Origin of the sequence: Salinibacterium sp. ZJ450, assembly GCF_011751885.2 — a bacterium.
In the GTDB taxonomy this organism is placed as follows: domain Bacteria; phylum Actinomycetota; class Actinomycetes; order Actinomycetales; family Microbacteriaceae; genus Ruicaihuangia.
This window is the reverse complement of record NZ_CP061771.1, coordinates 2824361-2849908: the sequence shown is the minus strand read 5'-3', so window position 1 is coordinate 2849908 and position 25548 is coordinate 2824361. Positions and strand designations below refer to the sequence as shown.

Sequence of the window (25548 nt, the reverse complement as noted above, 5' to 3'; positions counted from 1 at the left end):
GTGTACGGGTGGCGCGCAGTGATCCGTTCAAGAGCATCCTGCTCGGCGCTCTCGTCGCCGCCCTGCTGGTCGGCGGGATCGTCTGGCTGATGTCGCTCGAACGCGTCTCCCGCCAGACGCAGCAGGATCCGACCGCCCCGATCGCGGCGTCGCTCGCGCCCGGGCCGGTGATCGAGGCCCCGGATGCCGCGGCCCCGAGTTCCCCGGCCGGGATCGCCATCCGGGTCGACCAGGGCTGGCTGGCCGCCGTGGCGCAGGCCACCGGCATCCCGGCCCGGGCGCTGGCCGCCTACGCCGGCGCACAGTTGCGGCTGGCCGACGAAGCACCAAGCTGCCGCATCGGCTGGAACACGCTCGCCGGCATCGGACGCATCGAGTCGGGACACGGAAGCCACGGCGGGGCGAGCATCGACGCCGAGGGAGTGGTGGCCCCGCCGATCCTCGGCATCCAACTCGACGGGTCGTCCTCTGCGGTGATCAACGACAGCGACAACGGAGCGCTCGACGGCGACGCCGAGTGGGACCGCGCGGTGGGCCCGATGCAGTTCATCCCCGACACCTGGTCGCGCTGGGGCGCCGACGGCAATGCCGACGGCATCACCAACCCGCACCAGATCGACGACGCGGCGCTCGCCGCCGCCCGCTACCTCTGCGCCTCGGGCGACCTGAGCGGTGCGGAGCGCTGGCGGGCCGCCATCTTCTCCTACAACCACAGCGAGCAATACGTGACGGATGTCGCGGACGCCGCGAACGCCTACGCGGGCCAGGTGGGCTAGCCGGGGTTTCGGCGGGATTTCATGCGGCGTCGTCATGCTCGAGCGACGACGACAACTCGCGGTACGCATCGGCCTGCGCCAGCAGGTCGGCGGCTTTTCCTTCGGCGGTAGCCACCGCGTCGGCTCCCGCTAGGAAGCGCAGCGGCGGCTCGGCGGATCCGGCGATCGTAATCAGTGCGGCGGCGAGCTTCCTCGGGTCGCCGCCCTGCTTGCCGTTCATGCTCGACCACGCCGCGATGGTCGCCGTGGTGCGCTCGTCGTAGTCCTCGATCGTCAGTTCGGGCCAGAGCGTGGACGCGCCCTCGACGAGTAGCTCGGTGCGGAAGAACCCGGGTTCCACAATCGTGGTGCGGATGCCATACGGCTCCAGGTCAAACCGCAGCGATTCCATCCATCCCTCGAGGGCGAACTTGGACGCAGAGTAAGCCGCGACAAACTCTTGGCCGACGAGGCCAGCGGTGGAGCTGATCGTGATCACATGGCCGCCGCGCTGTTGACGCATGATCGGCAGGATGGCGCGGGTGACGTTGAGCTGTCCGAAGAAGTTGGTCTCCATCTGCGTGCGGAACTGCTTGTCGCTTATGACCTCGAAGAATCCCGCATAGAAGTTGCCCGCGTTATTGACGAGGACGTCGATTCTTCCGAACCGCTCGATCGCCTGCTGGGCAGCGGCAGTGGCCGCGTTCGGGTCGGTGATGTCGAGAGCGACTGCGAGAAGGTTGTTGTGGTCGCCGACAGCCTGGCGCACCCGGTCCGCGTCGCGTCCGGTCGCCACGACGGAATGACCCGCCCTGAGCGCTGCCTGCGCGATATCGACACCCAAGCCGCGACCCGCGCCGGTGATGAACCATGTCTTGTTACTAGCCATTGAGGCCTGCCTTTCGTGGTGGTGGTTCCAGTCAATCCGGGACAGCGCAGGGGAGGGAGTCACCATCGTTAGGGGTAATGCCAGTGACCCCCACAGGTGCGTCCTGCTGTCGTAGGTTCGAGGCATGGACAGTCGAACCGACATCCGCGAATTCCTGACCACGCGGCGAGCTCGCCTTACTCCGGAACAGGCCGGTCTGCCGAACTTCGGCGGCCGACGCCGGGTACCGGGACTGCGCCGCGAAGAGGTCGCCCTGCTCGCAGGGATGAGCGTTGAGTACTACGTGCGCCTCGAGCGCGGAAACGCCACTGGCGTTTCCGAGAACGTGCTGGAGGGAATCAGTCGGGCTCTCCAACTAGATGAAGCCGAGCACGCGCACCTCTATGACCTGATTCGCGCCGCCAACTCAGGAATCCGTCCGCAGCGGCGCAGCTCGCCGCGAGTGCGGCAGGTGCGACCGGCGCTGCAGCAGACACTCGACGCGATGTCCAGCCTGCCGGTGGTCGTGCAAAACGGACGGCTCGATATTGTGGCCGCAAACCGGTTGGGCTTCGCCCTGTTCTCCGAGATGTTCGTGCAGCCGCAGCGTCCCGCGAACTTCGCCCGCTTCGTCTTCCTCGACGAGCGAGCGCAGGCTGTCTATCGCGACTGGCAGGATGCCGCGCAGCAGACGGTTGCCCTGCTGCGCAGTGAGGCCGGACGCGCGCCGTACGACCGCGCTCTCACCGACCTCGTCGGAGAGCTCTCGACCCGCAGCGAGCTCTTCCGCACCTTGTGGGCGTCACACGATGTGCGGGAACACCGCACCGGCCAGAAGAAGCTCCATCATCCGGTGGTCGGCGATCTCGACTTGACCTACGTAGGCATGCAGCTGTCCTCGGAGCGCGGCCTGCAACTCATCGCCTACACCGCGGAGCCGGGTTCGGCGTCTCACGACGGCATCCAGCTCCTGGCGGCGTGGGCTGCGACCACTGATCACACCGCCGCGTCCACGCCGATCGCTGAGGACGCCGCGGATCGCACCGTCTGACCGGGCTCACACGCGCTTCTATTGCGTCGTACTCGAAATCGTATATAGTCTGGGTCAGCAAGGGAGCTGCTCTGCTCCCGTGCGACAACGATGTCAGCGTACGAAGGAGTACCAACCATGAGCGCAACCGGGTTAACCCCGACTGGATCGATCGCGAGCGTTCGCGACCGCCGACGAGTGGTGTTTGCCACGGTCATCGGCACCACCGTGGAGTGGTACGACTTCTTCATCTACGCGTCAGCGGCCGCCCTCGTGTTCGGGCAGCTGTTCTTTGAGCCGCTGGGGCCGCAGGCCGCCATCCTGGTCTCATTCGCGTCGGTGGGCGTGAGCTTCCTCTTCCGTCCGCTGGGCGCATTCCTCGCGGGCCACTTCGGTGACAAGTACGGCCGCCGCGTCGTGCTGGTGATGACCCTGATCCTCATGGGTGCTGCGACGGCCCTGATCGGGCTGCTGCCGACCTATGCGCAGATCGGCATCGCCGCACCCATCCTGCTGATCCTCTTGCGTATCCTCCAGGGCATCTCTGCCGGTGGCGAGTGGGGCGGGGCGGTGCTGATGGCCGTCGAGCACGCACCCACGAAGAAGCGGGGGATCTTCGGAGCATCCCCGCAGATCGGTGTTCCGCTCGGCCTGCTGCTCGCGTCGGGAATCATGGCGCTCATGACGCAGATCGCCCCCGGCGACGCGTTCCTCGAGTGGGGCTGGCGCATCCCGTTCCTGCTGAGCATCGTGCTGATTCTGATCGGCTACTGGGTGCGCCGGCGGGTGGAGGAAAGCCCCGTGTTTACCGAACTCGCGCAGCGGAAAGCCAAGTCGCGGATGCCGATCGTGCAGCTGTTCCGCAAGCACACGCTGCTCGTCGTCATCGCCGCGCTCGTCTTCGCGGGAAACAACGCCGTCGGCTACATGACCACCGGCGGCTACATCCAGAACTACTCCACCAACCCCGAAGGCCCGATCGGTCTCGAGCGCGGTCCGGTGCTCTGGGCGGTCGCCGGCAGTGCGGTCGTATGGTTGCTGTCGACCATCGCCGCCGGGCGGATCTCAGACGCGATCGGCCGACGCAACACCTACCTCATCGGCTGGGGCATGCAGCTGGTCGGCGTGATCGCGCTGTTCCCGCTCGTGAACACCGGCACCGTCGGGGGCCTGTTCGCCGGCGTCGCGATCCTGACGCTCGGCCTCGGTTTCACTTACGGTCCGCAAGCGGCGCTCTACTCAGAGCTCTTCCCGGCGTCGATCCGGTTCTCGGGAGTCTCCATCTCCTACGCCATCGGTGCGATCCTCGGTGGCGCGTTCGCCCCCACTATCGCCACGGCTCTCGTGCAGGCCACGGGGTCGACCTGGTCGGTGACCTGGTACCTGGCCGGCATGACGCTGGTCGGGTTCGTGGCGACACTGCTGCTGCGTGACCGCAGCGGCATCCCGCTCGGTCCCGACCATGAGGCCGAGCAGGCGAAGAGCCCGATCTACGGGGCGTCGAGGGTCTAACCCCCGAGGGCCTGACCTCACCCGCCGAGCGCCTCGCGAATGGTCGCAGCCGACCTCGCGAGGCGTTCGGCGACGGATGCCGCCGAGGTTCCGTTGGGCAGGTACACCACGGCGATCGCCGCGGGTGCCCTGCCGCGTAGCGAGAGCGGCACCGCGATCGAGTGCAGGCTCGAGATCACCTCGTCCTGGCTCTCCGCCCAGGCCCGCACCGCCACCTCCCGGATCTCCTCCACCAAGGCAGCGCTCATGCCCTCCGGCCACGACTCGGGCGGGAGCTGGGCCAGGAGCGCCTTGCCCGGTGCTCCTACCGTGATCGGATGCCGCGTGCCGGGGCGCTGGGCGACGGTGGCCACCCCGTGCCGCGGTTCCACACTGGCCAGGGTCACGCACTCGTCGCGGTCGAGCACCGCGAGAAACGCTGTCATCCCGAGTTCGTTTGCCGTCGCGGTGAGCTCGGGCAGCGCTTCGGCCTGCAGATCATGCGCGACCCCGGCGGCGAGTGCCGCCAGGCCCGCGCCGAGCTCGATCCGACCCGCGGCGTCGCGTTCGATCAGTCCGTGCGCCTCGAGCGTGCGGACCAGCCGGTAGGCGATCGACCGGTGCACGCTGAGTTGCGTCGTGATCTCGTCGATCGACAGCGGCTGACGCGCGTCGGCCAGAATCTCGAGCACGCGGATGCCGCGGCTCAGCGTCTGCGAGGACGCACCGGTCGCGCTATCAGCCTTCGTCATGCCGTCAGCCTTCGTCATCGCTGTGCTCCATTGCGCGTAGAAATCGTCTCGGCTAGCATCGGTTCAATAGTAGAACTCGTTGTTCGATATTAGAACACACTCTTCGACACGGATGTCGGGGAAGTCAATGAAGACACGTGAGGAATCCCATGCAGTTCCACCACCACGGCTATGTATCAGGCGATCCGCGAGTGAGTCCTGCGGCTGGAACCGGGGTGAACCGCCCCGAGGAGGTTCCCGACGAGGTCGATGTGCTCATCGTCGGCGCCGGCCCGGCGGGCATGATCCTCGCCGCGCAGCTCTCGCAGTTCCCTGAGATCACCACGCGACTCGTGGAGCGGCGGCCCGGTCGCCTCGAGATCGGTCAGGCAGACGGCATCCAGGCCCGCAGCGTCGAGACCTTCCAGACGTTCGGCTTTGCGGAGCGGATCATCAGCGAGGCGTACCACATCACCGAGATGGCCTTCTGGGGCCCGGATGCCGCGGACCCGACCAAAATCGTGCGCACCGACCGGGCAATCGACGACGAGATGGGCATTAGCGAGTTCCCGCACCTCATCGTGAACCAGGCCAGAGTGCTCGACTACTTCGCCGAGGTGGCAAAGAACTCCCCGACACGATTGGTACCGGACTACGGGCTCGACTTCGTCGGGCTCGAGGTCGCCGATGAGGGCGAGTACCCGGTCACCGTGACGCTGCGCGAGAGCGCCGGCGAGCGCATCGGCCAAGAGCGCCAGGTGCACGCCAAGTACGTGGTCGGCTGCGACGGCGCACGCAGCGGCGTGCGGGAGTCGATCGGCCGCAAGCTGGCGGGCACCCAGGCCTTCCACGCGTGGGCGGTCATGGATGTGTTGGCCGTCACCGACTTCCCCGACATCCGTACCAAGTGTGCGATCCAGTCGGAGGCCGGCAGCATCCTGCACATCCCGCGTGAAGGTGGCTACCTGTTCCGCATGTACGTCGACCTCGGCGAGATTTCGCACGAGGACCACGGCAAGGTGCGCGAGACGACGGTCGAGACCGCGATCGTCAAGGCCAACCAAATCCTGCACCCGTACACGCTCGACGTGAAGAATGTGGCCTGGTACAGCGTGTATGAGGTTGCGCACCGTCTGACCGACAAGTTCGATGACGCGCAGCCGGAGAGCGGCCGGTCGCCGCACGTGTTCATCACTGGTGACGCCTGCCACACGCACAGCGCGAAGGCCGGGCAAGGCATGAACGTGTCGATGCAGGACGGCTTCAACCTCGGTTGGAAACTCGCCCACGTTCTCACCGGGCGCAGCCCCGAGAGTCTGCTGGAGACGTACTCCGACGAGCGGCAGGTCATCGCGCAGAACCTGATCGACTTCGACCGGGAGTGGTCGACGATGATGGCGAAGAAGCCAGAGGAGTTCGCCAGCCCGAAGGAGTTGGGGGAGTTCTATGTGCGCACGGCCGAGTTCCCGGCCGGCTTCATGACGCAGTACCAGCCGTCGATGCTGATCGGTGAGGCGACGCACCAAGAGCTCGCGACCGGCTTCCCGATCGGCAAGCGGTTCAAGTCGGTGCCGGTGGTGCGCGTCGCGGACGGCAACCCGGTTCACCTGGGTCACCACCACCGCGCTGACGGGCGCTGGCGGCTGTACGCCTTCCCGGGCGCCGCGGCATCCGGTGGCGATTCGGCGCTGCGGAACTGGGCCGACTGGCTGGCGACCTCGCCGGAATCACCGGTCGTGGCGCACACGCCCGCGGGCGCCGACATCGACAGCGTCTTCGACGTCAAGGTGGTCTACCCGCAGCGGCACGTCGACGTCGACATCCTGAGCGTTCCCGAGATCTTCCTGCCCCGCGTCGGCCCGTTCGAGCTGATCGACTACGAGAAGGTGTACGCGGCGGACGAGGAGGACATCTTCGAGCTGCGCGGCATCGATCGGGAGTCCGGATGCGTGGTGGTGGTGCGACCCGACCAGTACGTGGCGCACGTGCTCCCGCTCACCGCGACCGGAGAGCTCGCGGCGTTCTTCGCCGGCAACATGCTCGCCGCGCAGGGGGCGGCCGCCGAGCTCGCCGAGGCCTGACCTCGGTCAGCTGTTCACCCGGATAATCTCCTGCTGATACGGCGCGATGATCTCGCCCGAGATGCGGAGATCCAGTAGCAGGAAGGGGCGCTCGCCGGCTGGGCGGGCGGTCCAGGCCGCGAGGGCGTCGAGGTCTTCGAGTCGACGCACCACGATGCCCTCGGCGCCGACCGCATTCCCGAGGGCGGCGAAGTCGACCTCGGGAATGCGCATCGGGCCGTCGGCGAGACCCTTCAGCCCGTAGAGGTTGACCTCAGCGCCGTAGGCGGCGTCGTTCCAGACCACCGCGATCCCGTGTCCGCCGGCGACCCGCACCGCCGATTCCAGGTCGGCCAGGGCCATCAGGCCGCCGCCGTCGCCCGTGTTCAGCACGATGGTGGCGTCGGGCTTGGCCCTGGCCGCTCCCGGCATGCTCGGAAAGCCGAGGCCGATCGACTGGAATGCCGTGCCGACCATCACCATCCGGTCGGGCGAGGCGACCGGCCAGTACATGTTCGACCAGCCGAGGAAGTGGCCGCCGTCGGTGACCACGACCCGGTCGGTCGGCAGTATTTCCGCGATCCGCCGCGCCGCCGAGCGCGGGTCGAGGCGACCATCCCGAGCGAGCGGCTCACCGGGATGGAGCTCCGTGATTCCACTCAGATCAAGCGACTCGCGCCATCCGCTGGACTCGGCGTCGAGACTATCGAGTTCTACGACGAGGGCACGGGCCACGACGGCGGCGTCGCCGCGGATGTAGCCACCGACATGCGGGTGAGTCGCGGTCGGGGCGACATCGACCTGGATGACGCGAGTGCCGGGGGCGAACAGGCTGCCGAACCGCATCGTGAACTGGTTGAGCGACGCACCGAACACCCCGACGACGTCGGCCTCGTGGATCAGCGCCATGGCCTTCTCGGCGCCGAACCCTCCGGTGACGCCGAGGTCGTAGCGCGCGTCGGGGAACAGGCCGCGCCCGAGAGCGGTTGACGAGGTGAGGGCGCCGGTGGCGTCGGCCAGCGCGCCGAGGGCTTCGCCGGCTCCGGCCAGCCAGGCGCCGCGGCCCGCCAGCAGCAACGGCCGCTCGGCGCCGGCCAGCGCCGTCGCCGCGTCGCTCACCGCGCCCAGCGCGAACGCCCCGGTGGGGACCAGCGGCGCGGGCAGTCGCGGCTCGGGCACCGGCGGTACCGGGCCGGCGTCGAGCGCGGCCACGTCGTAGGGGATCGCCAGCACCGTAGGTACCCGGTAGGACAGCGCATGCTCGACAGCGATGACCGTGGTGGCCGCGGCATCCGCTCGTCCGACCGTATAAGTGCGGGCGCCGACCGCCGAGGCCAGCGCGATCTGGTCGACGTCCCACGATCGGGGCCCGGAAGTCGGCTCGTCGCCCACGACGAGCACCAGCGGCACGCGCGCCTGCACGGCCTCGGCCAGTGCGGTGAGGGTGTTGGTGAATCCGGCGCCGTAGGTGGCGGTCGCTGCGGCGAGGCCGCCGCCGGCCCGATGGAAGGCGTCGGCCGCAACGACACCGCCGGCCTCATGCCGGACCGCGGTGAAGGAGGCGGATGTCTGGCGCTCGATGGCGTCGAGGAAGTAGGCGTTGCCGTTCCCCATCACTCCGAAGACGTGATCGACATGGTGGGAGAGGGCGACGGCGACGTGGGCGGATACGGTCGGCATGACAAGCCTTTCGAGACAAACGGGGACTATTCCGTATGTGTCTCGCGCGGCGGCGGTGCGGCAACACTGCGGCTCGGCTTCGTGCTCATTTTTCGAGCACCGGGTCGGCACCCGGCCGACCATGACAAGGTGAGTCTAGCGATCGGCCGGTGCCGGAAAACCAGTGCTTGGCAATATGTATCAAAAGATATACGATCTAGCCATGACCGATCAGGAACTGTCGGACCGCACCGGGGCGGACGCCGAAGCACAGGCCAGTTTTCGCCGTCCCGGCAAAGTCATCGCCCTTCACCTCAACTACCCCAGCCGCATCGCGCAGCGCGGTCGAGTGCCCGCGCAGCCCTCGTACTTCCTCAAACCGAGCAGCTCGGTGGCCGAGAGCGGTGGCGTGATCGAGCGGCCGGTCGGAACCGAGCTCCTGGCGTTCGAAGGCGAGATCGCCCTCGTCATCGGCACTCCGGCGAAGAACGTCTCGCGTGAGGAAGCCTGGTCGCACGTGGCCGCGGTCACCGCCGCGAACGACTTCGGCGTGTACGACCTCCGCTGGGCAGACAAGGGCTCCAACCTGCGGTCCAAGGGCGGCGACGGGTTCACCCCGCTCGGCCCACGCCTGATCGACGCCCGGTCGATCGACCCGACCGCGCTGCGCATCCGCACCTGGGTCGACGGTGCCCTGGTGCAAGACGACACCACCGCCGAGCTGGCATTCCCGTTCGATCAGCTGGTCGCCGACCTGTCCCAGCTGATCACCCTCGAGCAGGGCGACGTCATCCTCACCGGTACCCCCGCCGGATCCAGTGTGGTCGCCCCGGGACAGACGGTGGAGGTCGAGGTGGATGCCCCGGATGCCGCGGGGTCACCGTCGAGCGGACGCCTCATCACCACCGTCATCCAGGGCCAAATCGAGCCCGGCACCCACGGGGCAGGGCCACAGGTCGACGACCTGCAGCGCAGCGAAGCCTGGGGGAGTCGTGAGGCGGCGGGTCTGCCCGCGCTTCCGCAGCCCTTCGAGCTCACCGCTGAGCTGCGCGAGAAAATCGCCTCGGTCGGCACGGCGACGCTCAGCGCGCAGTTGCGCAAGCGCGGCCTGAACAACGTCACGATCGACGGCGTGCGCCCCACGCACCCGGGCGAGCGGATGATCGGCCGGGCGCGCACCCTGCGCTTCATCCCGAACCGGGAAGACCTCTTCGAGACCCACGCCGGCGGCTTCAACGCCCAGAAGCGCGCCTTCGACTCGCTCGGCCCCGGCGACGTGCTCGTGATCGAGGCGCGCGGCGAAGCCGGAACCGGCACCGTCGGCGACATCCTCGCCCTCCGCGCCCAGGCGCTCGGGGCCGCCGGCGTCGTGACCGACGGCGGCATCCGTGACCTGGCTGCCGTGACCGCGCTCGAAATTCCGGCGTACTCGCAGGGCGGGCACCCCGCCGTGCTCGGCCGCCGGCACGTGCCGTGGGACACCGACCTGACCATCGCCTGCGGCGGCACCGCGGTGCAGCCCGGCGATGTGATCGTGGGCGACGACGACGGCGTGCTCGTGATCCCGCCGCGCTACGTCGAGGAGGTCGTCGAGGCCGCCATCGTGCAGGAGCGCGAGGAGACCTACATCGCCGAGCGGGTCGCCGCCGGGGAAAGCGTCGACGGGCTCTACCCGATGAACGCGGCCTGGAAGAAGCGCTACGACGAGGAAACCCGATGACTAAGAACGCGACGAACTCGATGACGGATGCCGCGACGACGGATGCCGCGGCGCCGAGCAAATCCCAGCGGGCCTACGCGTTCGTGCGGGGCCGCATCGAAGACGGCCGCTACACCCCCGGCTTCCGGCTGGTGCTCGGCCAGATCGCCAAACAACTCGAGATCAGCGTGGTACCCGTGCGCGAGGCGATCCGCCGGCTCGAGGCCGAGGGCCTGGTGACGTTCGAACGCAACGTCGGCGCGCAGGTGGCCATGGTCGACGAGCGCGAGTACTTCTACACGATGGAGACGCTGAGCCTGGTCGAGGGCGCGGCCACCGCGCTCTCCGCCCCCTTCGTCACCCCGGCCGACCTCGTCCAGGCCCGCGCCATCAACGCCAAGATGATCGACAGCCTCGACGACTTCGATCCGCACCAGTTCACCGAGCTCAACCGCGCGTTCCACTCCGTGATCTTCGAGCACTGCCCGAACCCGCACATCCTCGACCTGGTGCACCGCGGCTGGAAGCGACTCGCGGTGCTCCGCGACTCCACCTTCAGTTTCGTTCCCGGTCGCGCCCGCGACTCGGTCGACGAGCACGAGCAGTTGCTGCGCCTGATCGAGACGGGCGCCCAGACCCTCGACATCGAACTCGCCGCCCGGGCCCACCGCACCGGCACGCTCGACGCACTCCTTAACTACCAAGCCACTCACCACACCGAAAGCGCAGGACGATGACGTTCAGAACCAACCCCCACTCGATCCGAGGCTCGATCGCCCCGCTCATCACGCCGTTCGCCGAGGATGGCGCGGTCGACCACGAGAGCCTGGCCAACCTGGTGAACTGGCAGCTCGCCAACGGCACCCATGGCCTGTCCATCGGTGGGTCCACCGGCGAGCCGAGCTCGCAGAGCATCGACGAGCGCTTCGCCGCGATCAAGACCGTCATCGACGCCGGCGCCGGTCGCGCACCCGTGGTCGCCGGCACCGGCAGCGCCAAGCTCGACGAGACCATCGAGCTCACCGGCCGGGCGGTCGATGCCGGAATCGACGCCTCGCTGATCATCACGCCGTACTACGCGCGGCCCACCCAGGAGGCGCTGTACGTCTGGTACAAGACGATCGCCGCCGAGTTCCCCGACCTGCCGATCCTCGCCTACAACGTGCCGGTCCGCACCGCGGTCGACATCGCCCCGGAGACCATCGCCCGGCTGTACCGCGACGTCGACAACTTCGTCGGTGTCAAGGAGACCACCAAGGACTTCGAGCACTTCTCCCGGGTGCTGCAGCTCTGCGGCAAGGAGCTCATCGTCTGGTCGGGCATCGAGCTGCTCTGCCTGCCGCTGCTCGCCCTCGGCGGCATCGGATTCCTCTCCGCCACCGCGAACATCGCCCCGGCCGCCCACGCGAAGATGTACGAACTGTGGGAGGCGGGCGACATCGAGGGCGCCCGCGAGATCCACTACGGTCTGCACCCGCTCGTCGACCTGCTCTTCGTCGAGACCAACCCGGCACCGAGCAAGTGGGTGCTCGAGCAGCGGGGCCTCATCCGTTCCGGATTCGTCCGCCCGCCGCTGATCACGCCCACCGACGGCGGCCTGACCAAGATCCAGGCCTACCTCGAGCAGGGCGCCGACTACCTCACCCCCGTCGGTGAATTCAACATCGGAGGAAAGTGACCATGACGATCCAACAGAGCCCGAGCATCCAGCACATCCCCGAAGGGCTGCCGGAGAAGATCCAGCACTACGTCGACGGCGAGTTCGTCGACAGCATCGGCGGCGCCACCTTCGACGTGCTCGACCCGGTGTCGAACCAGACCTACGTGCAGGCCGCGGCCGGTCAGCGCGAAGACATCGACCGCGCGGTGGCCGCCGCCCGCAAGGCGTTTGATGAGGGCCCCTGGCCCCGGATGCTGCCACGCGCCCGGTCGCGGGTGCTCAACCGCATCGCCGACATCGTCGAATCCCGCGACGCCCGCCTGGCCGAGCTCGAGTCGTTCGACTCCGGTCTGCCGATCACCCAGGCGCTCGGCCAGGCGCAGCGTGCGGCAGAGAACTTCCGCTTCTTCGCCGACCTGATCGTCGCCCAGACCGATGACACCTACAAGGTGCCCGGTCGGCAGGTCAACTACGTGAACCGCAAGCCCAAGGGCGTCGCCGGGCTGATCACGCCGTGGAACACCCCGTTCATGCTGGAGAGCTGGAAGCTGGCGCCGGCGTTGGCATCCGGATGCACCGTGGTGCTGAAACCCGCCGAGTTCACGCCGCTCTCGGCCAGCCTCTGGGCTGACATCTTCCGTGAGGCCGGGGTGCCAGACGGCGTCTTCAACCTGGTCAACGGATTCGGCGAAGAAGCCGGCGACGCCCTGGTGAAGCACGAGGACGTGCAGCTGATCTCCTTCACCGGCGAAAGCTCCACCGGGCAGACCATCTTCGCCAACTGCGCCGCAACCCTCAAGGGCATGTCGATGGAACTCGGCGGCAAGTCGCCCGCCGTGGTCTTCGCCGACGCCGACATCGAGGCCGCCCTCGACGCCACCGTGTTCGGCGTGTTCTCGCTGAACGGCGAGCGCTGCACCGCCGGCTCGCGCATCCTCGTCGAACGCAGCATCTACGACGACTTCGTGGCACGGTACGCCGAACGCGCGAAGAACATCGTGGTCGGCGACCCGCACGACCCGAAGACCGAGGTCGGTGCGCTCGTGCACCCCGAGCACTACGACAAGGTGATGAGCTACATCGAGATCGGCAAGAGCGAGGGTCGTCTCGTCGCCGGCGGCGGTCGACCCGACGGGTTCGACACCGGCAACTACGTCGCCCCCACGGTGTTCGCCGATGTGAAGCCGGATGCCCGGATCTTCCAGGAGGAGATCTTCGGCCCGGTCGTCGCGATCACCCCGTTCGACACCGACGAGGAGGCACTCGCGCTCGCGAACGGCGTGAAGTACGGCCTCGCCGCCTACATCTGGACCAACAACCTCAAGCGCGCCCACAACTTCTCGCAGGCGGTGGACGCCGGCATGGTCTGGTTGAACTCGAACAACGTGCGCGACCTCCGCACCCCGTTCGGCGGCGTCAAGGCGTCCGGCCTCGGTCACGAGGGCGGCTACCGCTCGATCGACTTCTACACCGACCAGCAGGCCGTGCACATCACGCTGAACGAGGCGCACTCGCCCCGGTTCGGCACCCAGTCGAAGTAACTCGCTGGTATCGAAACCCGCCACACCGCGACATCCGCTCAACGAAGAGAAAGCACCAGCATCATGACCGAACCGATCATCACCGACGACGCTGCCGAGCCGGTCGTCACCTACACCGACCCCATCCCCGCCCCGACCAACCCCATCCCCACGCCGACGGCCACCGCGCCGGACATCGTGCGGTGCGCGTACATGGAGCTCGTGGTCACCGATCTGGCCGTGTCCCGCGCGTTCTACGTCGACGTGCTGGGCCTCGTGGTCACCGAAGAGGATGAGAACGCCGTCTACCTGCGGTCGCTGGAGGAGTTCATCCACCACAACCTCGTGCTGCGGAAGGGTCCGATCGCCGCGGTCGCCGCGTTCTCTTACCGGGTGCGCACCCCCGAAGACCTTGACCGCGCGGTCGAGTTCTACACGGAGCTCGGATGCCGCGTCGAGCGCCGCGCCGAGGGCTTCACCACCGGCATCGGCGACTCGGTGCGGGTCGAGGACCCGCTCGGCTTCCCCTACGAGTTCTTCTACGACGTGCAGCACGTCGAGCGCCTCGCCTGGCGCTACGACCTGCACACGCCGGGCGCGCTGGTGCGGCTCGACCACTTCAACCAGGTCACCCCCGACGTGCCTCGCGCGGTGAAGTACATGGAGGACCTGGGATTCCGGGTCACCGAGGACATTCAGGATGAGGCCGGCACCACCTACGCGGCCTGGATGCGCCGCAAGCCCACCGTGCACGACACCGCGATGACCGGCGGCGACGGCCCGCGCATGCACCACATGGCGTTTGCGACGCACGAGAAGCACAACATCATCGCGATCTGCGACAAGCTGGGCGCGCTGCGGATGTCGGACGTGATCGAGCGCGGACCCGGCCGCCACGGCGTCTCGAACGCGTTTTACCTCTACCTGCGCGACCCCGACGGCCACCGGGTGGAGATCTACACGCAGGACTACTACACCGGCGACCCCGATAACCCGGTGGTCACCTGGGACGTGCACGACAACCAGCGCCGCGACTGGTGGGGCAACCCGGTCGTGCCCAGCTGGTACACCGAGGCCTCGGTCGTGCTCGACCTCGACGGCAACCCGCAGCCGGTGGTCGCCCGCACCGACGCGAGCGAGATGGCTGTAACCGTTGGGGCCGACGGCTTCTCGTACACGCGCAAGGACGACAGCGTGCAGGGGTTCAAGCTCGGGGCGTCCTTGTGACGAGTATCAGCGCGTCGCGCGCCGGCGGTAGCGACGAATCAGCAGCACGTCGATTGGGGCAACCAGGCCCAGCGACAGCACCAGGGCAAACCACTGGCCGGTAGCGACGCTGGCCCAAACACCCACGCCCAGAATCAGCGCACTGTAGATCGCGGCCCCAACCCACACCCAAGGGGTCCACTTCACTGTGGCCGGACGCGCGCTCATATCGACAGAGTACTGCTCTCGCGCTGAAACTGACCACTATTCACAGCCCGCTGCTACGGTGTCACCGTGACAGTGCGGGCTCGGGATGCGATTGCTGGGGCGACGGTCTGGCTACCGCTGATTGTGCTCGCGGCGACGTGGTTGCGGTGGGCTGGCGACCTGCCGGCTGCCAAGCCGGAACTTATCCTCACTTCGATCGCAAGTGCGGATGGCACCGCTGCCGCCCCGACTTTCGGTGGCACATGGACTGGGTGTGGTTCAGCCGCGAACACGTCGGTAGCGTGATCAGTCGATCACGAGGGGTGCAATGTTCTGCCGAACTACAGCGGGTCTGGCGGGGGCTCCCGCCACCGCCATGGTGCTTGCGGCGGCGGAGTTCGACGTGGTCGCCATCGCGATCGGCGTGCCGATCGGGGTCGTCGTGCTGGCGAGCATTGCCGGGTTACTGATCTGGCGGGACCGGTCTGGTCGCATCGGCAGCTCGCGGAGACGTCGCCGCCGGGATTAGCCGCGAGCGGCCACGCGCGGTGCGACGACGATCGCAGCCGCCGCAATCACCGCGGCGAACGCGAACACGCCGGGGAAGCCGAACGCCGCGAACACCAGGCCAATGACCGCCAGTGCCAGCGCCGAGCCCAGCGAGTCGGAGATCGACATTGCGGCGCTGTTGAACCCCTGGTTCTGCTCGGTCGACATGGCGAGGGTCATTACGCTGATCCGCGGGTACATCAGCCCCATCCCGCCGCCACCGAGCAGCCAGCCGGCGATCGCGACGGAGGGCGACCAGCCGAGCAGCGCGGTCGCGAAGGCGAGCAGGATGGCCACGAGCACCAGCACGGTGCCGATCGTGGTGGCCGCGCGGTTCGACAGCGCGTCGCCCATGCGGCCCTGCAGCCACGAGGTCGCCGCCCAAGCCAGCGCGCCGGAGGTGAGTGCCAGCCCGGCGAGGCTCGGCGAGAAGTCGTACTGGTCGATTAGTAGGTACGGCAGGTACACCTCGGCGCCGAAGAAGGATGCCGCCGCCAGTCCGCGCAGCAGCACCACGCTGGGCAACCGACGCCGGGCGGTGAGGGTTCCGCGCGGCACCAGGGGGCGCAGTGCGATGAGCGCGACGATCACGGCGGCGAGGGACAGCCAGCCGCCGATGCGCGGCACGGTGGCCACCAGGTTGAGTGCGAGCACTGCGGCGGCGGCGATGATCGCCCACATGATGCGCCCCACCGCCCAGGGCGTCTTGGGTCCCTCGGCGTTCGTCGACGCCACACTGCGCATCGCCGGCCCGACCATGATGGTGGCGATCACGACCAGCCCGACCACGCCGAGGAACACCCAGTGCCAGCTCAGCCATTCGGTGACCACGCCGGCGATGAACGGGCCGATCAACGACGGGATCACCCAGGCGGCGGCGAAGCCGGCGAAGATCGCGGGATGCAGTCGCGGCGGGTAGATGCGGGCGATCACCACGTACAGCGCCACGGTGACCGCTCCGGTGCCGAGCCCCTGCACCAGGCGGCCGGCGACCAGAACCGGCATGGCGGTCGCGGTTCCGGCGATCAGCAGGCCGAGCGCGAACAACGCCGACGACGTGTACAGCGGAGCCACCGGCCCGCTGCGATCCGACCAGTTGCCGGCGACCACCATGCCGATCACCGCGGTGGCAAACGGCCCGGCGAATGCCAGCGCGTACAGGCTCGCGCCATCCAGGTCTGCGCTCACCACCGGCATCACCGTCGTGACGGCGAGCGATTCGAACGCTCCGAGAAAGACCAGCGCGCAGGAGCCGATCGTGATCCACAGGTAGCCGCGGCTGAACAGGCCGGGAACACGCGTGGTCGTCGTCGGGGTAGGCAGGTCGGCGGGCACGGGTTCGAGCCTAGGTCGAGTCGAGCGTGGCGACTACCGCTAGAGCGCCTGGCCTGCCCGAACCTCCAGATAGTGCGGGTTGAACATGACGCCCAGGATGTTGCCGAACGGGTCGACGACGGTTGCGGTGATGAACCCCTCGCCCCGATCGGCGGGCGCCTCCCGTTCCGTCGCGCCCATCGAGACCAGCCGCTGCACGGCGGCTGGCACGTCGTCGACGTGCCAGTACACGACGGCGCCGGCGGGGCTGCCTGCCGTGCCCGGCAGGGCGTACTTGCTGTCGACGATGCCGAGTTCCTGGCTGTAATCGCCGACCCGGTACTCGATGTACGCCGGCGGCTCAGGCGCCGGCGGTCGCACGAAGTACGGCTCGATGCCGAAGATCTGGGAGTACCACTGCTGTGCGGCTGGAATGTCCGCAGCCCAGAGGTTGACCGTGGCGATCCCGTGGAGTTTCAGTGACGAGTTCATGAGCTGCCCAATCCGCGGCGACTGCCGCCCGGCCGGAATTTCTGCACTCCGCCCGACAGTAGCCACTGGGTGCTCCGAGTTCTAGGGGTCGGCTTGGGGCCCGACCGCACAGCGCCGGGGCACTGGTGCCGGGGCACTGGTGAGGTGCGGACTTCTTCGCCAGACTGAGCAACAGGGGACACGGGACAGGTGAAAGGGCGGTGACATGAGAGTTCTGCTCGCCGGGGCATCCGGCACCCTGGGAGCCCCATTGATCAGGCAGCTGGTCGCGGCCGGCCACGACGTCACCGGACTCGGGCGATCGGGGAGCGATCGCATGCGGCAACTCGGCGTCACCCCGCTGATCGTCGACGTGTTGGACCGCGACGCGCTGCTGGCCGCGGTCGACGGCCACCATTTTGACGCGGTCATAAACGAACTCACCTCTTTGAAGAAGCTGCCGCTACAGCACCGCCACATGGCCGCCACCAACACGCTGCGGTCGGTCGGCACCACGCACCTGGTCGAGGTGGCCCGGGCGACCGGCGCCGGCAGGTTCCTCACCCAGTCCATCGTGTTCGGGTACGGCTTCGCCGATCACGGCACCGAGGTGCTCACCGAGCAATCGCCCTTCGGGGTGATGCACGGCACCGAGTTCGACGTGCACGTGTCGGCGATGGTTGATACCGAGCAGCAGGCTATGACCGCCGAGGGAATCGAGGGGATCGCCCTTCGCTACGGACTGTTCTACGGCGCGCCAAGCGATACCAACAGGGTGGTGTCCATGCTGCGCAAGCATGCGCTGCCGGTGGCACGGCACGGCGGCGAGTTGCCGTTCATCCACCACGAGGATGCCGCTGCCGCCACCGTCGCCGCGCTGGAGCGCGGGATCGGCGGGCAGGCCTACAACATCGTCGACGATCTGCCCGCAACCTTCCGCGACCTGGTCACCGCGATCGCCGACGCGCACCACGCCCCGCATCCGCTGCCGCTGCCGACCGGGGTGCTGGAACTCGCCGCCCCGTACGGCGCCGCGGTGCTCGGCGAGGTATCGATGCGGGTGTCGAACGCGAAGGCGAAAGCCGAGCTGGGCTGGATGCCACGGTTCCCCACGTATCGCGAGGGCGCTGCCGGGTAACCCTGCGAGGGCGGAGGATTCCGCTCACCGTTTGGGCTGGTCGCAGCCCTGCAGTGCAGGTTAGGGTTTGCGAAACGGCGAAATGAGGTCAGTCATGAGTGGTTCATCCAGAGGCTCGGCAGGGAGGGCGCTCGCCCTTATCGCGATCCCAATCATCGCGGGCGCTGCCTATGTGAAGTATTTCCGACCCAAGCAGGTGCGGTGGGGGAGCGAGGACGCGGAAGTGTCGGCCGTTCTGCCCGGCGATGAGTTGGTTCGGCAGCCGAAGATGACCACGACGCGGGCCGTCACGATCCGCGCGACACCGGCCGAGGTGTGGCCGTGGCTCGTGCAGATGGGTTACGGCCGAGCGGGCTTCTACTCGTATGACCAGAGCGAGAAAATCGCCGGAGTTGACCCCGCGCGGTCGCGCAAGATCCTGCCGGAGTTCCAGCAGCTGAATGTCGGTGACGTGATCCCCTGGGGCGAGAACAACGAGGGCATTCCGGTGCGGATGCTGGAACCCAACTCTGTGCTGTCGCTCGGCGGCACGATGGACGCGTCCACTGGCAAGTTCGTCAGCGCAACCGCCGCGCGCCCGGAACGCCCCATCGACGTGTCGTGGACCTTCGTGCTGAAGCCGGTGGGCGAGACATCCACGCGGCTGCTCACTCGCACCCGCGTCGCCTACGACTCCCCGCTGATCGGCGCCGCGGTGCACGCGATGCTCGAACCGGGCCAGTACATGATGGAACGCAAGATGCTGCTGGGAATCAAGGAGCGCGCCGAGGCGCACCCGGTGCGATCGGATGCCACCAGCTAGCGTCCTCCCGACGAGGGCACGAGCGATGATCGGTACCCGAAACCAGCGACTGCTCGTAGTGGGAGTCGCGCTGCCCGTGGTCATCGCGGCGACCGCCTCGATCGTGATGATCTCCTGGCTGCCGGAGTTGCCCTCCGAGGTTGCGACCCAGTGGAACGCAGACGGAGTCAGCCAGACCTCGAGCGTCTGGCTGAGCATTCTGCTTCCGCTGGGCATCGTCGCGCTGTACTCGGCGTTCATCACCGGTTCGGTGGTGGCAGGCCACTCGAGCAGCTTGGTCGGCGCCCGCATCCTGATCGTCTCCGCCCCATTTCTCGCCTGCCTGCTCGCGATCGGGGTGACCGGCTCCGTGTACGGTCAGCGCGGAATCACGGACCCGCTGACGGCGCCGGATCCGGGTCCGTGGCTACTGACCGGTGCCGCCGTTGGCCTCGTGGTTGCCGCGCTGTGTTGGCTGGTCGTGGCGCGCACGGATGTCGAAGGCCGATAGGCCACTCGCGCCTCTGATTGCCGCCCGCAGCCACACCGTCCCGAGCGAACCTCCGCGATTGACGTATGTCACTCTGCAGTGACATACGTCAATCGCGGGCCGCGCGAATGGGCTAGTTCCGGGTTAGCCGGCCTTCACCAAGTCCGCGCCCTTCTCGCCGATCATGATGACGGCGGCGTTGATGTTGCCGGAGACAATCGTCGGCATGACCGAGGCATCGATGACGCGCAGCCCATTAACCCCGCGGACGCGGAGTTCGGGATCCACCACGGCCATGGCGTCCGTGCCCATCCGGGCGGTGCCGGAATAGTGGAATCCGGTATCCGCCGTCGTCCGGATGTAGTTGAGCAGTCCCTCGTCGGTGTCACCCACCGGGCCGGGGGCGATTTCCTTGATGTCAAGGTTGGACGGCATCGCGTCGACGATCTGCGTCGCGATCTTCATACCGGCCATGATGGTGCGCACGTCCTCCTCCTCTGACAGATGGTTGAAGAGGAATGCCGGGCTGACCTTCGGATCCGCCGAGGTGATGTGCATGGTGCCCCGGCTGAGCGGGCGGTTCTGGTACATCCCAATGCGGAAGCCGGAGAACTTCGCCAGGCCCCATCCCGCCTCGGCCGGCATGAACGGCAGGAAGTGCAGGTGCAGGTCCGGTGCCTCGGCGCCCGGCTGGGTCTTGAGGTACGCGCCGCCCAGGGAAGCGCCGATGGTCAGCGGCCCGTTGCGCTTGCCGGCGAAGTAGCCGATGCCGGTCAGGCCTTGCTTGATGATGTTGCCGGCCTTCTGGTTCAGCGTCCACTCGCTGGAGGTCGTGTATTTCCGGCCGACCTGCACGTGGTCCATCAGGTTCTCGCCTACCCCCGGCAGGTCATGCACCAGGTCGATGCCATGCTCGCGGAGAAGGCCAGCGGGGCCGACTCCGGAGATCTGCAACAGCTGGGGCGTCTGCAGCGCGCCGGCGCTGAGGATGACCTCTCGCTTTGCCGACGCCCGGACAGTCTGCCCGTCGCGCTCGTAGATGACACCCGTCGCGGTCGTGCCGTCGAACTCCACCTTGGTCGTCAGCGCGCCGGTGAGCACAGTGAGATTGGGGCGCTTGCGGTTCGGGTGGATGTAGTTCAGGGATGTCGAGGAGCGCTTGCCGTTCCAGGAGGCCAGGTCCCAGTAGCCGGTGCCCTCGGTATCGGCGCCGTTGAAGTCGTTGTTCTTCGGAACCCCGAGGCTGCGGGATGTCGCGTCGAAGAACGTGTCCGCGAGCGGGTTCTGCCACCGGGCGAGCTCGATGCCGAGGGGGCCGTCGTCGCCGTGGAACTTGCCGGCGCCTCGGTGGTCGCGCTCGGACTTCTTGAAGTACGGAAGCACGTCGTGGTAGCCCCACCCCTTGGCGCCCTGGGATTCCCAGGTGCTGTAGTCCAGGGGGACGCCGCGGACGTGCACGAGGCCGTTGATGGCGCTAGAGCCGCCGACCAGCTTGCCGTGCGGCAGTGCGTACCGCTTGTTGTTGAGGTGCGGCTCAGGCTCGGTCTGGTGGTCGAACCACATGTACTTCTTGTTGAAGAGGATCTTGGCAAAGCCCAGCGGGATGCGCGACCACATGCTGCGGTCTGCGGGGCCGGCCTCCAGTAAGAGGACGGATTTCTTGGGATCCTCGCTCAGGCGGGTCGCGACGATCGCGCCCGCCGATCCGGCTCCGACGACGATGTAGTCGTACTCAGTTGCTTGCTTTACCACGATGAACTCCTCTGTCGCTGCTGTGAGACATAAAACAGGGAATGTCTCAGCGTCGCATGTCATCATATGTAACCCGGTCAACCCGGAAAGGATTCCCGCGCCCTGCGGCGCTGCCCGAGACGGCGCATCTAGACTTCCCCCATGTCCACTCCCGATGCCTCTGCAGCGGTGGAGCGCATCCTGGATTCCACTGAGCAGTGCTTCCTCCGCTACGGGGTCTCGAAGACCACGATGGACGACGTGGCGCAGCAGGCGGGAGTCTCCCGGGCGACCGTGTACCGGTACTTCTCCGGTCGCGACGGCCTGGTCGAGGCGTGGATCCGTCGGCGCTCCGCCCGCTACCTCGAGGACAACCGGAAGTGGCTGACGCGGTGGTCGTCTTTCGCTGAGCGGCTCGAAGAGGGAATCGTCGAGGACGTGCGTCGGAGCAATGCAGATCCGTTCGTGCACCTGGTCGCCACAGATCCGCGCCTCATGTCCGCTGAGAAGGGGAGCTCGACTCTCTCCGAGGATCTGACGGCCGAACTGTGGAACCCGATCCTCGACGATGCCGAGAGGACGGGCGAGCTGAGACAAGGCCTCGATCGACGGGAATTGTCCGACTGGATCACCCACCTCGAAATCATGTTCATCACCCGCTTCGACGACGACGAGGACTCCCTTACCCGGATCCGGTCCTTCGTCCGGCAGTTCGTGGTTCCGGCTGTGGTGGCGCCGGACTTCACGAACGGATGACGCGGATCGGAACTGCGTCGAGGCTTACGCACTCCGCGCCGCGCCCGCCAGTCCGCGCCGATACTCCGTCGGGCTGGCGCCGAACTGCCGCTTGAACGCGGTGCTCAACGCGAACGGGCTGCCGTAACCGACCCGGTCGGCGATCGCGGCGGTGGTCAGGGCCGGGTTGGCGAGCAACTCGCTGGCCAGCAGCATCCGCCATCTGGTCAGGTAGCCCATCGGCGGTTCGCCGACCGCGGCGCGGAAGCGGTGCGCCAGCGTCGCCCGCGACACGGCCAGACGGGCGGCGAGGCTGTCGATGGTCCAGTCCGCGGCCGGGGCGTCGTGCAGCAGGTCGAGGGCGTTGGCCACGAGGGGGTCGCGGGTTCCGGCGAGCCATCCCGACGCGGCATCCGGATGCTCGTGCGCCCACGCCCGCATGGCGTGCACCAGCACGATGTCGAGCAGGCGGTCGACGGTGCCGCCCTGACCGGGGTCGTCGGTGCTGATCTCGGCGTCGAGCAGCCGCAGCAGCGCAGGGTCGAGCGAGCCGACGGGGATGACCGCGACATCCGGAAGCGACGCGGCCACCGTGGCGCCGATCTGGGCGTCGCTTTGGTAGGTGCCGATCAGCATCGTGGTCTGCCCGCTGGCGGCGTTGCCCCAGGTGCGCAGGCCGCGGCTCATGCTGAGGCTGACGCTCTCGCCGGCGACCGTCGTGCAGCGCTGGTCGGGGTGGATGATGATGCCGGCCGCGCGGTCCGGGCTGTCGGCGACCGTGTACGGGGTGGGTCCGCGCATGATGGCGACGTCGCCGGCCTCGAGCGCGACCGGATTCGGGCCGGTCAGCCATGCGGTGCCGGAGACCATCGCGATCAGGGTGAGCGGCGCCTGGTCTTGCACGTCGATGCCCCACGGCGGGTCCATCACGACGCGGAGGGCGAAGGCGCGTTGCGCGCGGGGGCCGGTGAGGAGGTGGCTGAGCGGGTCCATGCGACCGACTCTAGACGATTGCGTATGAAACCGACACCCTGAGCTATTCAGCATCTGGTCCGGTGTTGATTGGGTAGAGGCATGACAGAAAACACCGTCCTCGTTCTCGGCGGCACCGGCCGCACCGGCCAGCGCATCGTCAACCGCCTTCAGGCGCGTGGCATCCCCACGCGCATCGGATCCCGCTCCGCCGCCCAGCCCTTCGACTGGGATGACGCGTCCACCTGGGATGCCGCCCTCACCGGCGTTTCCGCCGCCTATGTCTGCTACTCGCCCGACCTCGCCTTCCCCGGCGTCTCCGACCTGATCGCCGACTTCGCCGAGCACGCCCGCCGCCGCGACGTGCGCCGACTCGTCATCCTGTCCGGCCGCGGCGAGGAGGGAGCGCTCGCCAGCGAGCAGGCGATCCAGCAGTCGACGGATGATTGGACGGTCGTGCGCTCCTCCTGGTTCGCGCAGAACTTCAGCGAGCACTTCCTGCTCGGCCCGGTACTGCGCGGACGCCTGGTGCTGCCCGCCGGCACCGTGCGCGAGCCGTTCGTCGACCTCGACGACCTTGCCGACGTCGCCACCACGGCGCTCGTCGACGAGGGGCACGCGGGGCGCGTCTACGAACTGACCGGGCCGCGACTGCTGTCGCTGACGGATGTCGCGGACGAACTCTCCCGCGCGACAGGCCGCACCATCGAGTACGTGCCCGGCACACCGGACGAATTCGTCGCCGACGTCGCCGCCGACGGCATCCCGCACGAGGAGGCCGCGCCGCTCGCCGAGCTGTTCGAGTCGATCCTCGACGGCCGCAACGAGTCGCTGACCGACGGCATCGAGGCCGCGCTGGGACGTCCCGCCACCGACTTCGCCGACTACGCGCGCCGCGCCGCGGCAACCGGCGTCTGGGACGTCGAAAGCCAGGTGGCCTCATGAGTGCGCTCGCCACGGCGCTGACCGCGGCGGCCGCCGTCGGCGCTGGGGCGGCCGGGGGCGTCTACCTGGCGTTCTCGGCGATCGTCTCGCCGGCGTTGCGGGCCCGGCCCGCCGCGGAGGCGGTGGCCAGCATGCAGCGCATCAACGAGCATGCGGTGCGCGCCCCGTTCATGGTGGTGTTCTTCGGTGGGGCGGCCGCGGCGTCCGCGGTGATGGTCACCGAGCTGGCCACGGGCCAGGCCACTGAGAACCCAGCGCGGGCCCTCGGCTCGGCGCTAGCACTGGCCTCCTTCGTAACGACGGTGGTGGCAAACGTCCCGCGCAACAACGCGCTGGCCCGGGTGAGCGCTGTGTCGTCTGGGGCAGCGGATGCCGCCTGGCACTCCTTCGACCGCCCCTGGACCCGAGCGAACAACGCACGAGCAGCCTTCGCTCTGGCGGGTGCCGCGCTCCTCGCCGCCAGTTCCGTTGGTTGAGGAGCGAGCGCCAGCGAGCGTCTCGAAACCCACCCACCCCGTACTTTCGCTAAACTCAACCGGTCAGCCTCTGTAGCTCAATGGAAGAGCAGTTCCGTCCTAAGGAAAGGGTTGGGGGTTCGAGTCCCTCCAGGGGCACTGCCGGATACTTTCGGATTTTGGACGCTGCACTTTGTCGTCGGCGATCGAGGCTACTCTTTCAGCGTCGCGGCAGTGGCCCATCGTCGTGACGGATTTTCCCCACTGACGCTGCTCATTTGATTCGGTCGGGGCTTGTCGCCCGCATGCTCGTGCGGCTAGCGGCGACAATGGAGTGTGAGCAGCAAGAAGTCATTGCCCCCTGAAGGCTGGGACGATCACGTTTCCGCGCGTCTGCCGGAGATTCGGCAGGGTCATCGCAATGCGCGATTCTCACATGAGTTGATTGTCGGCACGGTGGCCGGCGAACTCCGGGCAGCCCACGCTGACACCAAAAAGCACGAACTCAAAATCCTCGCCGCCGTTGCCGCTTTGGACTACGAGATGAAAACGCTGCTGCTCCGGCTCATTGAGGCGTCCGCGGATCGGGCCGTCTGGCAGAAGTACCTCGCCCTCGTCATGTGGCAGGTCTTGGAGGAGCTTCCAAAGTGGCTCGGGGCAGGCCTTCAGGCCGAGGGGAAGGCCTTCAAGGACGCCGTCAGGGATGTCCGCAAGGATCAAGTGTTCATGGATGAGCTCGGTCAGATTCGAAACGGGGTCGCGGCGCACCTTGGGCTGGCGGCTGACGTCCCGGGTTCGGTCGAGTGGTCGGTGGATTCCATCGCCAGCGAGCTGAGAGGCGATCCCGCAGTCCACACCGAGCTCGTCTTTCACGCGATTGCGGTTTCCGGGGCGGTGCATCAGCTCGGGTCATCAATCCTCCGGAAGTACGCTGCAACGTTCCCTGGCGCCAAGGCCTGAGTCGTCCGGATATCGGTCAGCCAGGCAGGGCCGGACGGTCTCAGTAGTCTGGGTCGACAACGTTCCGCCACAGGAGGTGCGATATGGCCCGATCGAGCTCCGTGCGCTGGTCTCGTCGGGG

The 25548-nt window shown here is 67.8% G+C and carries 25 protein-coding genes and 1 tRNA gene; 18 read left to right on the top strand and 8 right to left on the bottom strand.

The features are described from left to right. Positions 1-8: 8 nt before the first annotated feature. Positions 9-776, top strand: coding sequence for a lytic transglycosylase domain-containing protein (locus tag HCT51_RS13775; RefSeq protein WP_224760503.1), 768 nt, complete (start codon positions 9-11; stop codon positions 774-776). Between the two features lie 19 nt (positions 777-795). Here the strand turns inward: HCT51_RS13775 and HCT51_RS13770 are convergent, their stop codons facing one another. Further along, entirely contained in the window at positions 796-1644 is an 849-nt protein-coding gene (locus tag HCT51_RS13770; protein WP_166877636.1) for an SDR family oxidoreductase, read from the bottom strand. A gap of 124 nt (positions 1645-1768) precedes the next feature. Between HCT51_RS13770 and HCT51_RS13765 the strand changes: the two genes are divergently transcribed. Together HCT51_RS13765 and HCT51_RS13760 are read left to right on the top strand one after the other, a co-directional pair. After that, complete coding sequence (locus HCT51_RS13765; RefSeq protein WP_166877639.1) at positions 1769-2674, top strand: helix-turn-helix domain-containing protein; 906 nt, start codon at positions 1769-1771, stop codon at positions 2672-2674. 117 nt (positions 2675-2791) lie between these two features. Then, positions 2792-4165 carry an MFS transporter gene (locus HCT51_RS13760; RefSeq protein WP_166877642.1) on the top strand — a complete coding sequence of 458 codons (1374 nt, stop codon included), beginning with the start codon at positions 2792-2794 and terminating at the stop codon, positions 4163-4165. 17 nt (positions 4166-4182) lie between these two features. On the opposite strand, the gene HCT51_RS13755 is transcribed toward HCT51_RS13760, so the two are convergent. Then, the gene (locus tag HCT51_RS13755; protein WP_166877645.1) at positions 4183-4896 is read right to left on the bottom strand and encodes an IclR family transcriptional regulator; all 714 of its coding nucleotides are present in this window, start codon (positions 4894-4896) and stop codon (positions 4183-4185) included. A 149-nt stretch (positions 4897-5045) separates the two neighbouring features. Between HCT51_RS13755 and HCT51_RS13750 the strand changes: the two genes are divergently transcribed. Continuing rightward, positions 5046-6956, top strand: coding sequence for an FAD-binding monooxygenase (locus HCT51_RS13750; protein WP_166877649.1), 1911 nt, complete (start codon positions 5046-5048; stop codon positions 6954-6956). A 6-nt stretch (positions 6957-6962) separates the two neighbouring features. On the opposite strand, the gene HCT51_RS13745 is transcribed toward HCT51_RS13750, so the two are convergent. Continuing rightward, entirely contained in the window at positions 6963-8615 is a 1653-nt protein-coding gene (locus tag HCT51_RS13745; protein WP_166877653.1) for a thiamine pyrophosphate-binding protein, read from the bottom strand. Between the two features lie 202 nt (positions 8616-8817). Between HCT51_RS13745 and HCT51_RS13740 the strand changes: the two genes are divergently transcribed. The 5 genes from HCT51_RS13740 to hpaD all read left to right on the top strand — a co-directional run bounded on the left by HCT51_RS13740 (position 8818) and on the right by hpaD (position 14700). Then, positions 8818-10314 carry a fumarylacetoacetate hydrolase family protein gene (locus HCT51_RS13740; protein WP_166877656.1) on the top strand — a complete coding sequence of 499 codons (1497 nt, stop codon included), beginning with the start codon at positions 8818-8820 and terminating at the stop codon, positions 10312-10314. A gap of 20 nt (positions 10315-10334) precedes the next feature. Then, complete coding sequence (locus HCT51_RS13735; protein WP_166877978.1) at positions 10335-11030, top strand: GntR family transcriptional regulator; 696 nt, start codon at positions 10335-10337, stop codon at positions 11028-11030. Next, entirely contained in the window at positions 11027-11971 is a 945-nt protein-coding gene (gene dapA / locus HCT51_RS13730) for a 4-hydroxy-tetrahydrodipicolinate synthase (RefSeq protein ID WP_166877659.1), read from the top strand. Before HCT51_RS13735 ends, dapA begins: the two co-directional genes overlap by 4 nt. Positions 11972-11973: 2 nt before the next feature. Further along, positions 11974-13494, top strand: a complete 1521-nt coding sequence (gene hpaE, locus HCT51_RS13725) for a 5-carboxymethyl-2-hydroxymuconate semialdehyde dehydrogenase (protein ID WP_166877662.1) — start codon at positions 11974-11976, stop codon at positions 13492-13494. Between the two features lie 63 nt (positions 13495-13557). Further along, positions 13558-14700 carry a 3,4-dihydroxyphenylacetate 2,3-dioxygenase gene (gene hpaD, locus HCT51_RS13720; protein WP_166877666.1) on the top strand — a complete coding sequence of 381 codons (1143 nt, stop codon included), beginning with the start codon at positions 13558-13560 and terminating at the stop codon, positions 14698-14700. 6 nt (positions 14701-14706) lie between these two features. On the opposite strand, the gene HCT51_RS13715 is transcribed toward hpaD, so the two are convergent. Beyond that, entirely contained in the window at positions 14707-14907 is a 201-nt protein-coding gene (locus tag HCT51_RS13715; protein ID WP_166877670.1) for a hypothetical protein, read from the bottom strand. Between the two features lie 307 nt (positions 14908-15214). Between HCT51_RS13715 and HCT51_RS13710 the strand changes: the two genes are divergently transcribed. After that, positions 15215-15415, top strand: a complete 201-nt coding sequence (locus HCT51_RS13710) for a hypothetical protein (protein WP_166877674.1) — start codon at positions 15215-15217, stop codon at positions 15413-15415. Here the strand turns inward: HCT51_RS13710 and HCT51_RS13705 are convergent. After that, on the bottom strand, positions 15412-16770 hold the full coding sequence (locus tag HCT51_RS13705; protein ID WP_224760502.1) for an MFS transporter: 1359 nt from the start codon (positions 16768-16770) through the stop codon (positions 15412-15414). The genes HCT51_RS13710 and HCT51_RS13705 overlap by 4 nt on opposite strands. 39 nt (positions 16771-16809) lie before the next feature. After that, the gene (locus HCT51_RS13700) at positions 16810-17241 is read right to left on the bottom strand and encodes a VOC family protein (protein ID WP_166877677.1); all 432 of its coding nucleotides are present in this window, start codon (positions 17239-17241) and stop codon (positions 16810-16812) included. Positions 17242-17446: 205 nt separating this feature from the next. Between HCT51_RS13700 and HCT51_RS13695 the strand changes: the two genes are divergently transcribed. The 3 genes from HCT51_RS13695 to HCT51_RS13685 all read left to right on the top strand — a co-directional run bounded on the left by HCT51_RS13695 (position 17447) and on the right by HCT51_RS13685 (position 19650). Next, positions 17447-18358 carry an NAD-dependent epimerase/dehydratase family protein gene (locus HCT51_RS13695; RefSeq protein WP_166877680.1) on the top strand — a complete coding sequence of 304 codons (912 nt, stop codon included), beginning with the start codon at positions 17447-17449 and terminating at the stop codon, positions 18356-18358. A 94-nt stretch (positions 18359-18452) separates the two neighbouring features. Beyond that, the gene (locus HCT51_RS13690) at positions 18453-19160 is read left to right on the top strand and encodes an SRPBCC family protein (protein ID WP_166877684.1); all 708 of its coding nucleotides are present in this window, start codon (positions 18453-18455) and stop codon (positions 19158-19160) included. Between the two features lie 25 nt (positions 19161-19185). Continuing rightward, complete coding sequence (locus HCT51_RS13685; RefSeq protein WP_166877687.1) at positions 19186-19650, top strand: hypothetical protein; 465 nt, start codon at positions 19186-19188, stop codon at positions 19648-19650. Between the two features lie 123 nt (positions 19651-19773). Here HCT51_RS13685 and HCT51_RS13680 read toward each other — a convergent pair whose 3' ends face one another. Next, on the bottom strand, positions 19774-21381 hold the full coding sequence (locus HCT51_RS13680; protein ID WP_224760501.1) for a GMC family oxidoreductase: 1608 nt from the start codon (positions 21379-21381) through the stop codon (positions 19774-19776). 141 nt (positions 21382-21522) lie between these two features. Between HCT51_RS13680 and HCT51_RS13675 the strand changes: the two genes are divergently transcribed. Further along, positions 21523-22116 carry a TetR/AcrR family transcriptional regulator gene (locus HCT51_RS13675; RefSeq protein WP_166877690.1) on the top strand — a complete coding sequence of 198 codons (594 nt, stop codon included), beginning with the start codon at positions 21523-21525 and terminating at the stop codon, positions 22114-22116. Positions 22117-22140: 24 nt separating this feature from the next. Here the strand turns inward: HCT51_RS13675 and HCT51_RS13670 are convergent, their stop codons facing one another. Next, positions 22141-23088, bottom strand: coding sequence for an AraC family transcriptional regulator (locus HCT51_RS13670; RefSeq protein ID WP_166877692.1), 948 nt, complete (start codon positions 23086-23088; stop codon positions 22141-22143). Positions 23089-23169: 81 nt separating this feature from the next. On the opposite strand from HCT51_RS13670, the gene HCT51_RS13665 reads away from it, so the two are divergent. From HCT51_RS13665 to HCT51_RS13650, 4 genes are all read left to right on the top strand, one after another. After that, positions 23170-24012 (top strand): Rossmann-fold NAD(P)-binding domain-containing protein, encoded by an 843-nt coding sequence (locus HCT51_RS13665; protein WP_166877695.1) that lies wholly within the window; start codon positions 23170-23172, stop codon positions 24010-24012. Continuing rightward, positions 24009-24488: an anthrone oxygenase family protein gene (locus HCT51_RS13660; RefSeq protein WP_166877698.1), complete on the top strand. Its 480-nt coding sequence runs from the start codon at positions 24009-24011 to the stop codon at positions 24486-24488. Before HCT51_RS13665 ends, HCT51_RS13660 begins: the two co-directional genes overlap by 4 nt. 66 nt (positions 24489-24554) lie before the next feature. Beyond that, positions 24555-24626, top strand: a tRNA-Arg gene (locus tag HCT51_RS13655). A 297-nt stretch (positions 24627-24923) separates the two neighbouring features. Continuing rightward, complete coding sequence (locus HCT51_RS13650; protein WP_191413636.1) at positions 24924-25427, top strand: hypothetical protein; 504 nt, start codon at positions 24924-24926, stop codon at positions 25425-25427. Positions 25428-25548: the final 121 nt, after the last annotated feature.

Bases quoted from the DNA above. Each gene is read 5' to 3' on its own strand.
- HCT51_RS13770 (WP_166877636.1), bottom strand. From the start codon at position 1,644: ATGGCTAGTAACAAGACATGGTTCATCACCGGCGCGGGTCGCGGCTTG.
- HCT51_RS13765 (WP_166877639.1), top strand. From the start codon at position 1,769: ATGGACAGTCGAACCGACATCCGCGAATTCCTGACCACGCGGCGAGCT.
- HCT51_RS13760 (WP_166877642.1), top strand. From the start codon at position 2,792: ATGAGCGCAACCGGGTTAACCCCGACTGGATCGATCGCGAGCGTTCGC.
- HCT51_RS13755 (WP_166877645.1), bottom strand. From the start codon at position 4,896: ATGACGAAGGCTGATAGCGCGACCGGTGCGTCCTCGCAGACGCTGAGC.
- HCT51_RS13750 (WP_166877649.1), top strand. From the start codon at position 5,046: ATGCAGTTCCACCACCACGGCTATGTATCAGGCGATCCGCGAGTGAGT.
- HCT51_RS13745 (WP_166877653.1), bottom strand. From the start codon at position 8,615: ATGCCGACCGTATCCGCCCACGTCGCCGTCGCCCTCTCCCACCATGTC.
- HCT51_RS13740 (WP_166877656.1), top strand. From the start codon at position 8,818: ATGACCGATCAGGAACTGTCGGACCGCACCGGGGCGGACGCCGAAGCA.
- HCT51_RS13735 (WP_166877978.1), top strand. From the start codon at position 10,335: ATGACGGATGCCGCGACGACGGATGCCGCGGCGCCGAGCAAATCCCAG.
- dapA (WP_166877659.1), top strand. From the start codon at position 11,027: ATGACGTTCAGAACCAACCCCCACTCGATCCGAGGCTCGATCGCCCCG.
- hpaE (WP_166877662.1), top strand. From the start codon at position 11,974: ATGACGATCCAACAGAGCCCGAGCATCCAGCACATCCCCGAAGGGCTG.
- hpaD (WP_166877666.1), top strand. From the start codon at position 13,558: ATGACCGAACCGATCATCACCGACGACGCTGCCGAGCCGGTCGTCACC.
- HCT51_RS13715 (WP_166877670.1), bottom strand. From the start codon at position 14,907: ATGAGCGCGCGTCCGGCCACAGTGAAGTGGACCCCTTGGGTGTGGGTT.
- HCT51_RS13710 (WP_166877674.1), top strand. From the start codon at position 15,215: ATGTTCTGCCGAACTACAGCGGGTCTGGCGGGGGCTCCCGCCACCGCC.
- HCT51_RS13700 (WP_166877677.1), bottom strand. From the start codon at position 17,241: ATGAACTCGTCACTGAAACTCCACGGGATCGCCACGGTCAACCTCTGG.
- HCT51_RS13695 (WP_166877680.1), top strand. From the start codon at position 17,447: ATGAGAGTTCTGCTCGCCGGGGCATCCGGCACCCTGGGAGCCCCATTG.
- HCT51_RS13690 (WP_166877684.1), top strand. From the start codon at position 18,453: ATGAGTGGTTCATCCAGAGGCTCGGCAGGGAGGGCGCTCGCCCTTATC.
- HCT51_RS13685 (WP_166877687.1), top strand. From the start codon at position 19,186: ATGATCGGTACCCGAAACCAGCGACTGCTCGTAGTGGGAGTCGCGCTG.
- HCT51_RS13675 (WP_166877690.1), top strand. From the start codon at position 21,523: ATGTCCACTCCCGATGCCTCTGCAGCGGTGGAGCGCATCCTGGATTCC.
- HCT51_RS13670 (WP_166877692.1), bottom strand. From the start codon at position 23,088: ATGGACCCGCTCAGCCACCTCCTCACCGGCCCCCGCGCGCAACGCGCC.
- HCT51_RS13665 (WP_166877695.1), top strand. From the start codon at position 23,170: ATGACAGAAAACACCGTCCTCGTTCTCGGCGGCACCGGCCGCACCGGC.
- HCT51_RS13660 (WP_166877698.1), top strand. From the start codon at position 24,009: ATGAGTGCGCTCGCCACGGCGCTGACCGCGGCGGCCGCCGTCGGCGCT.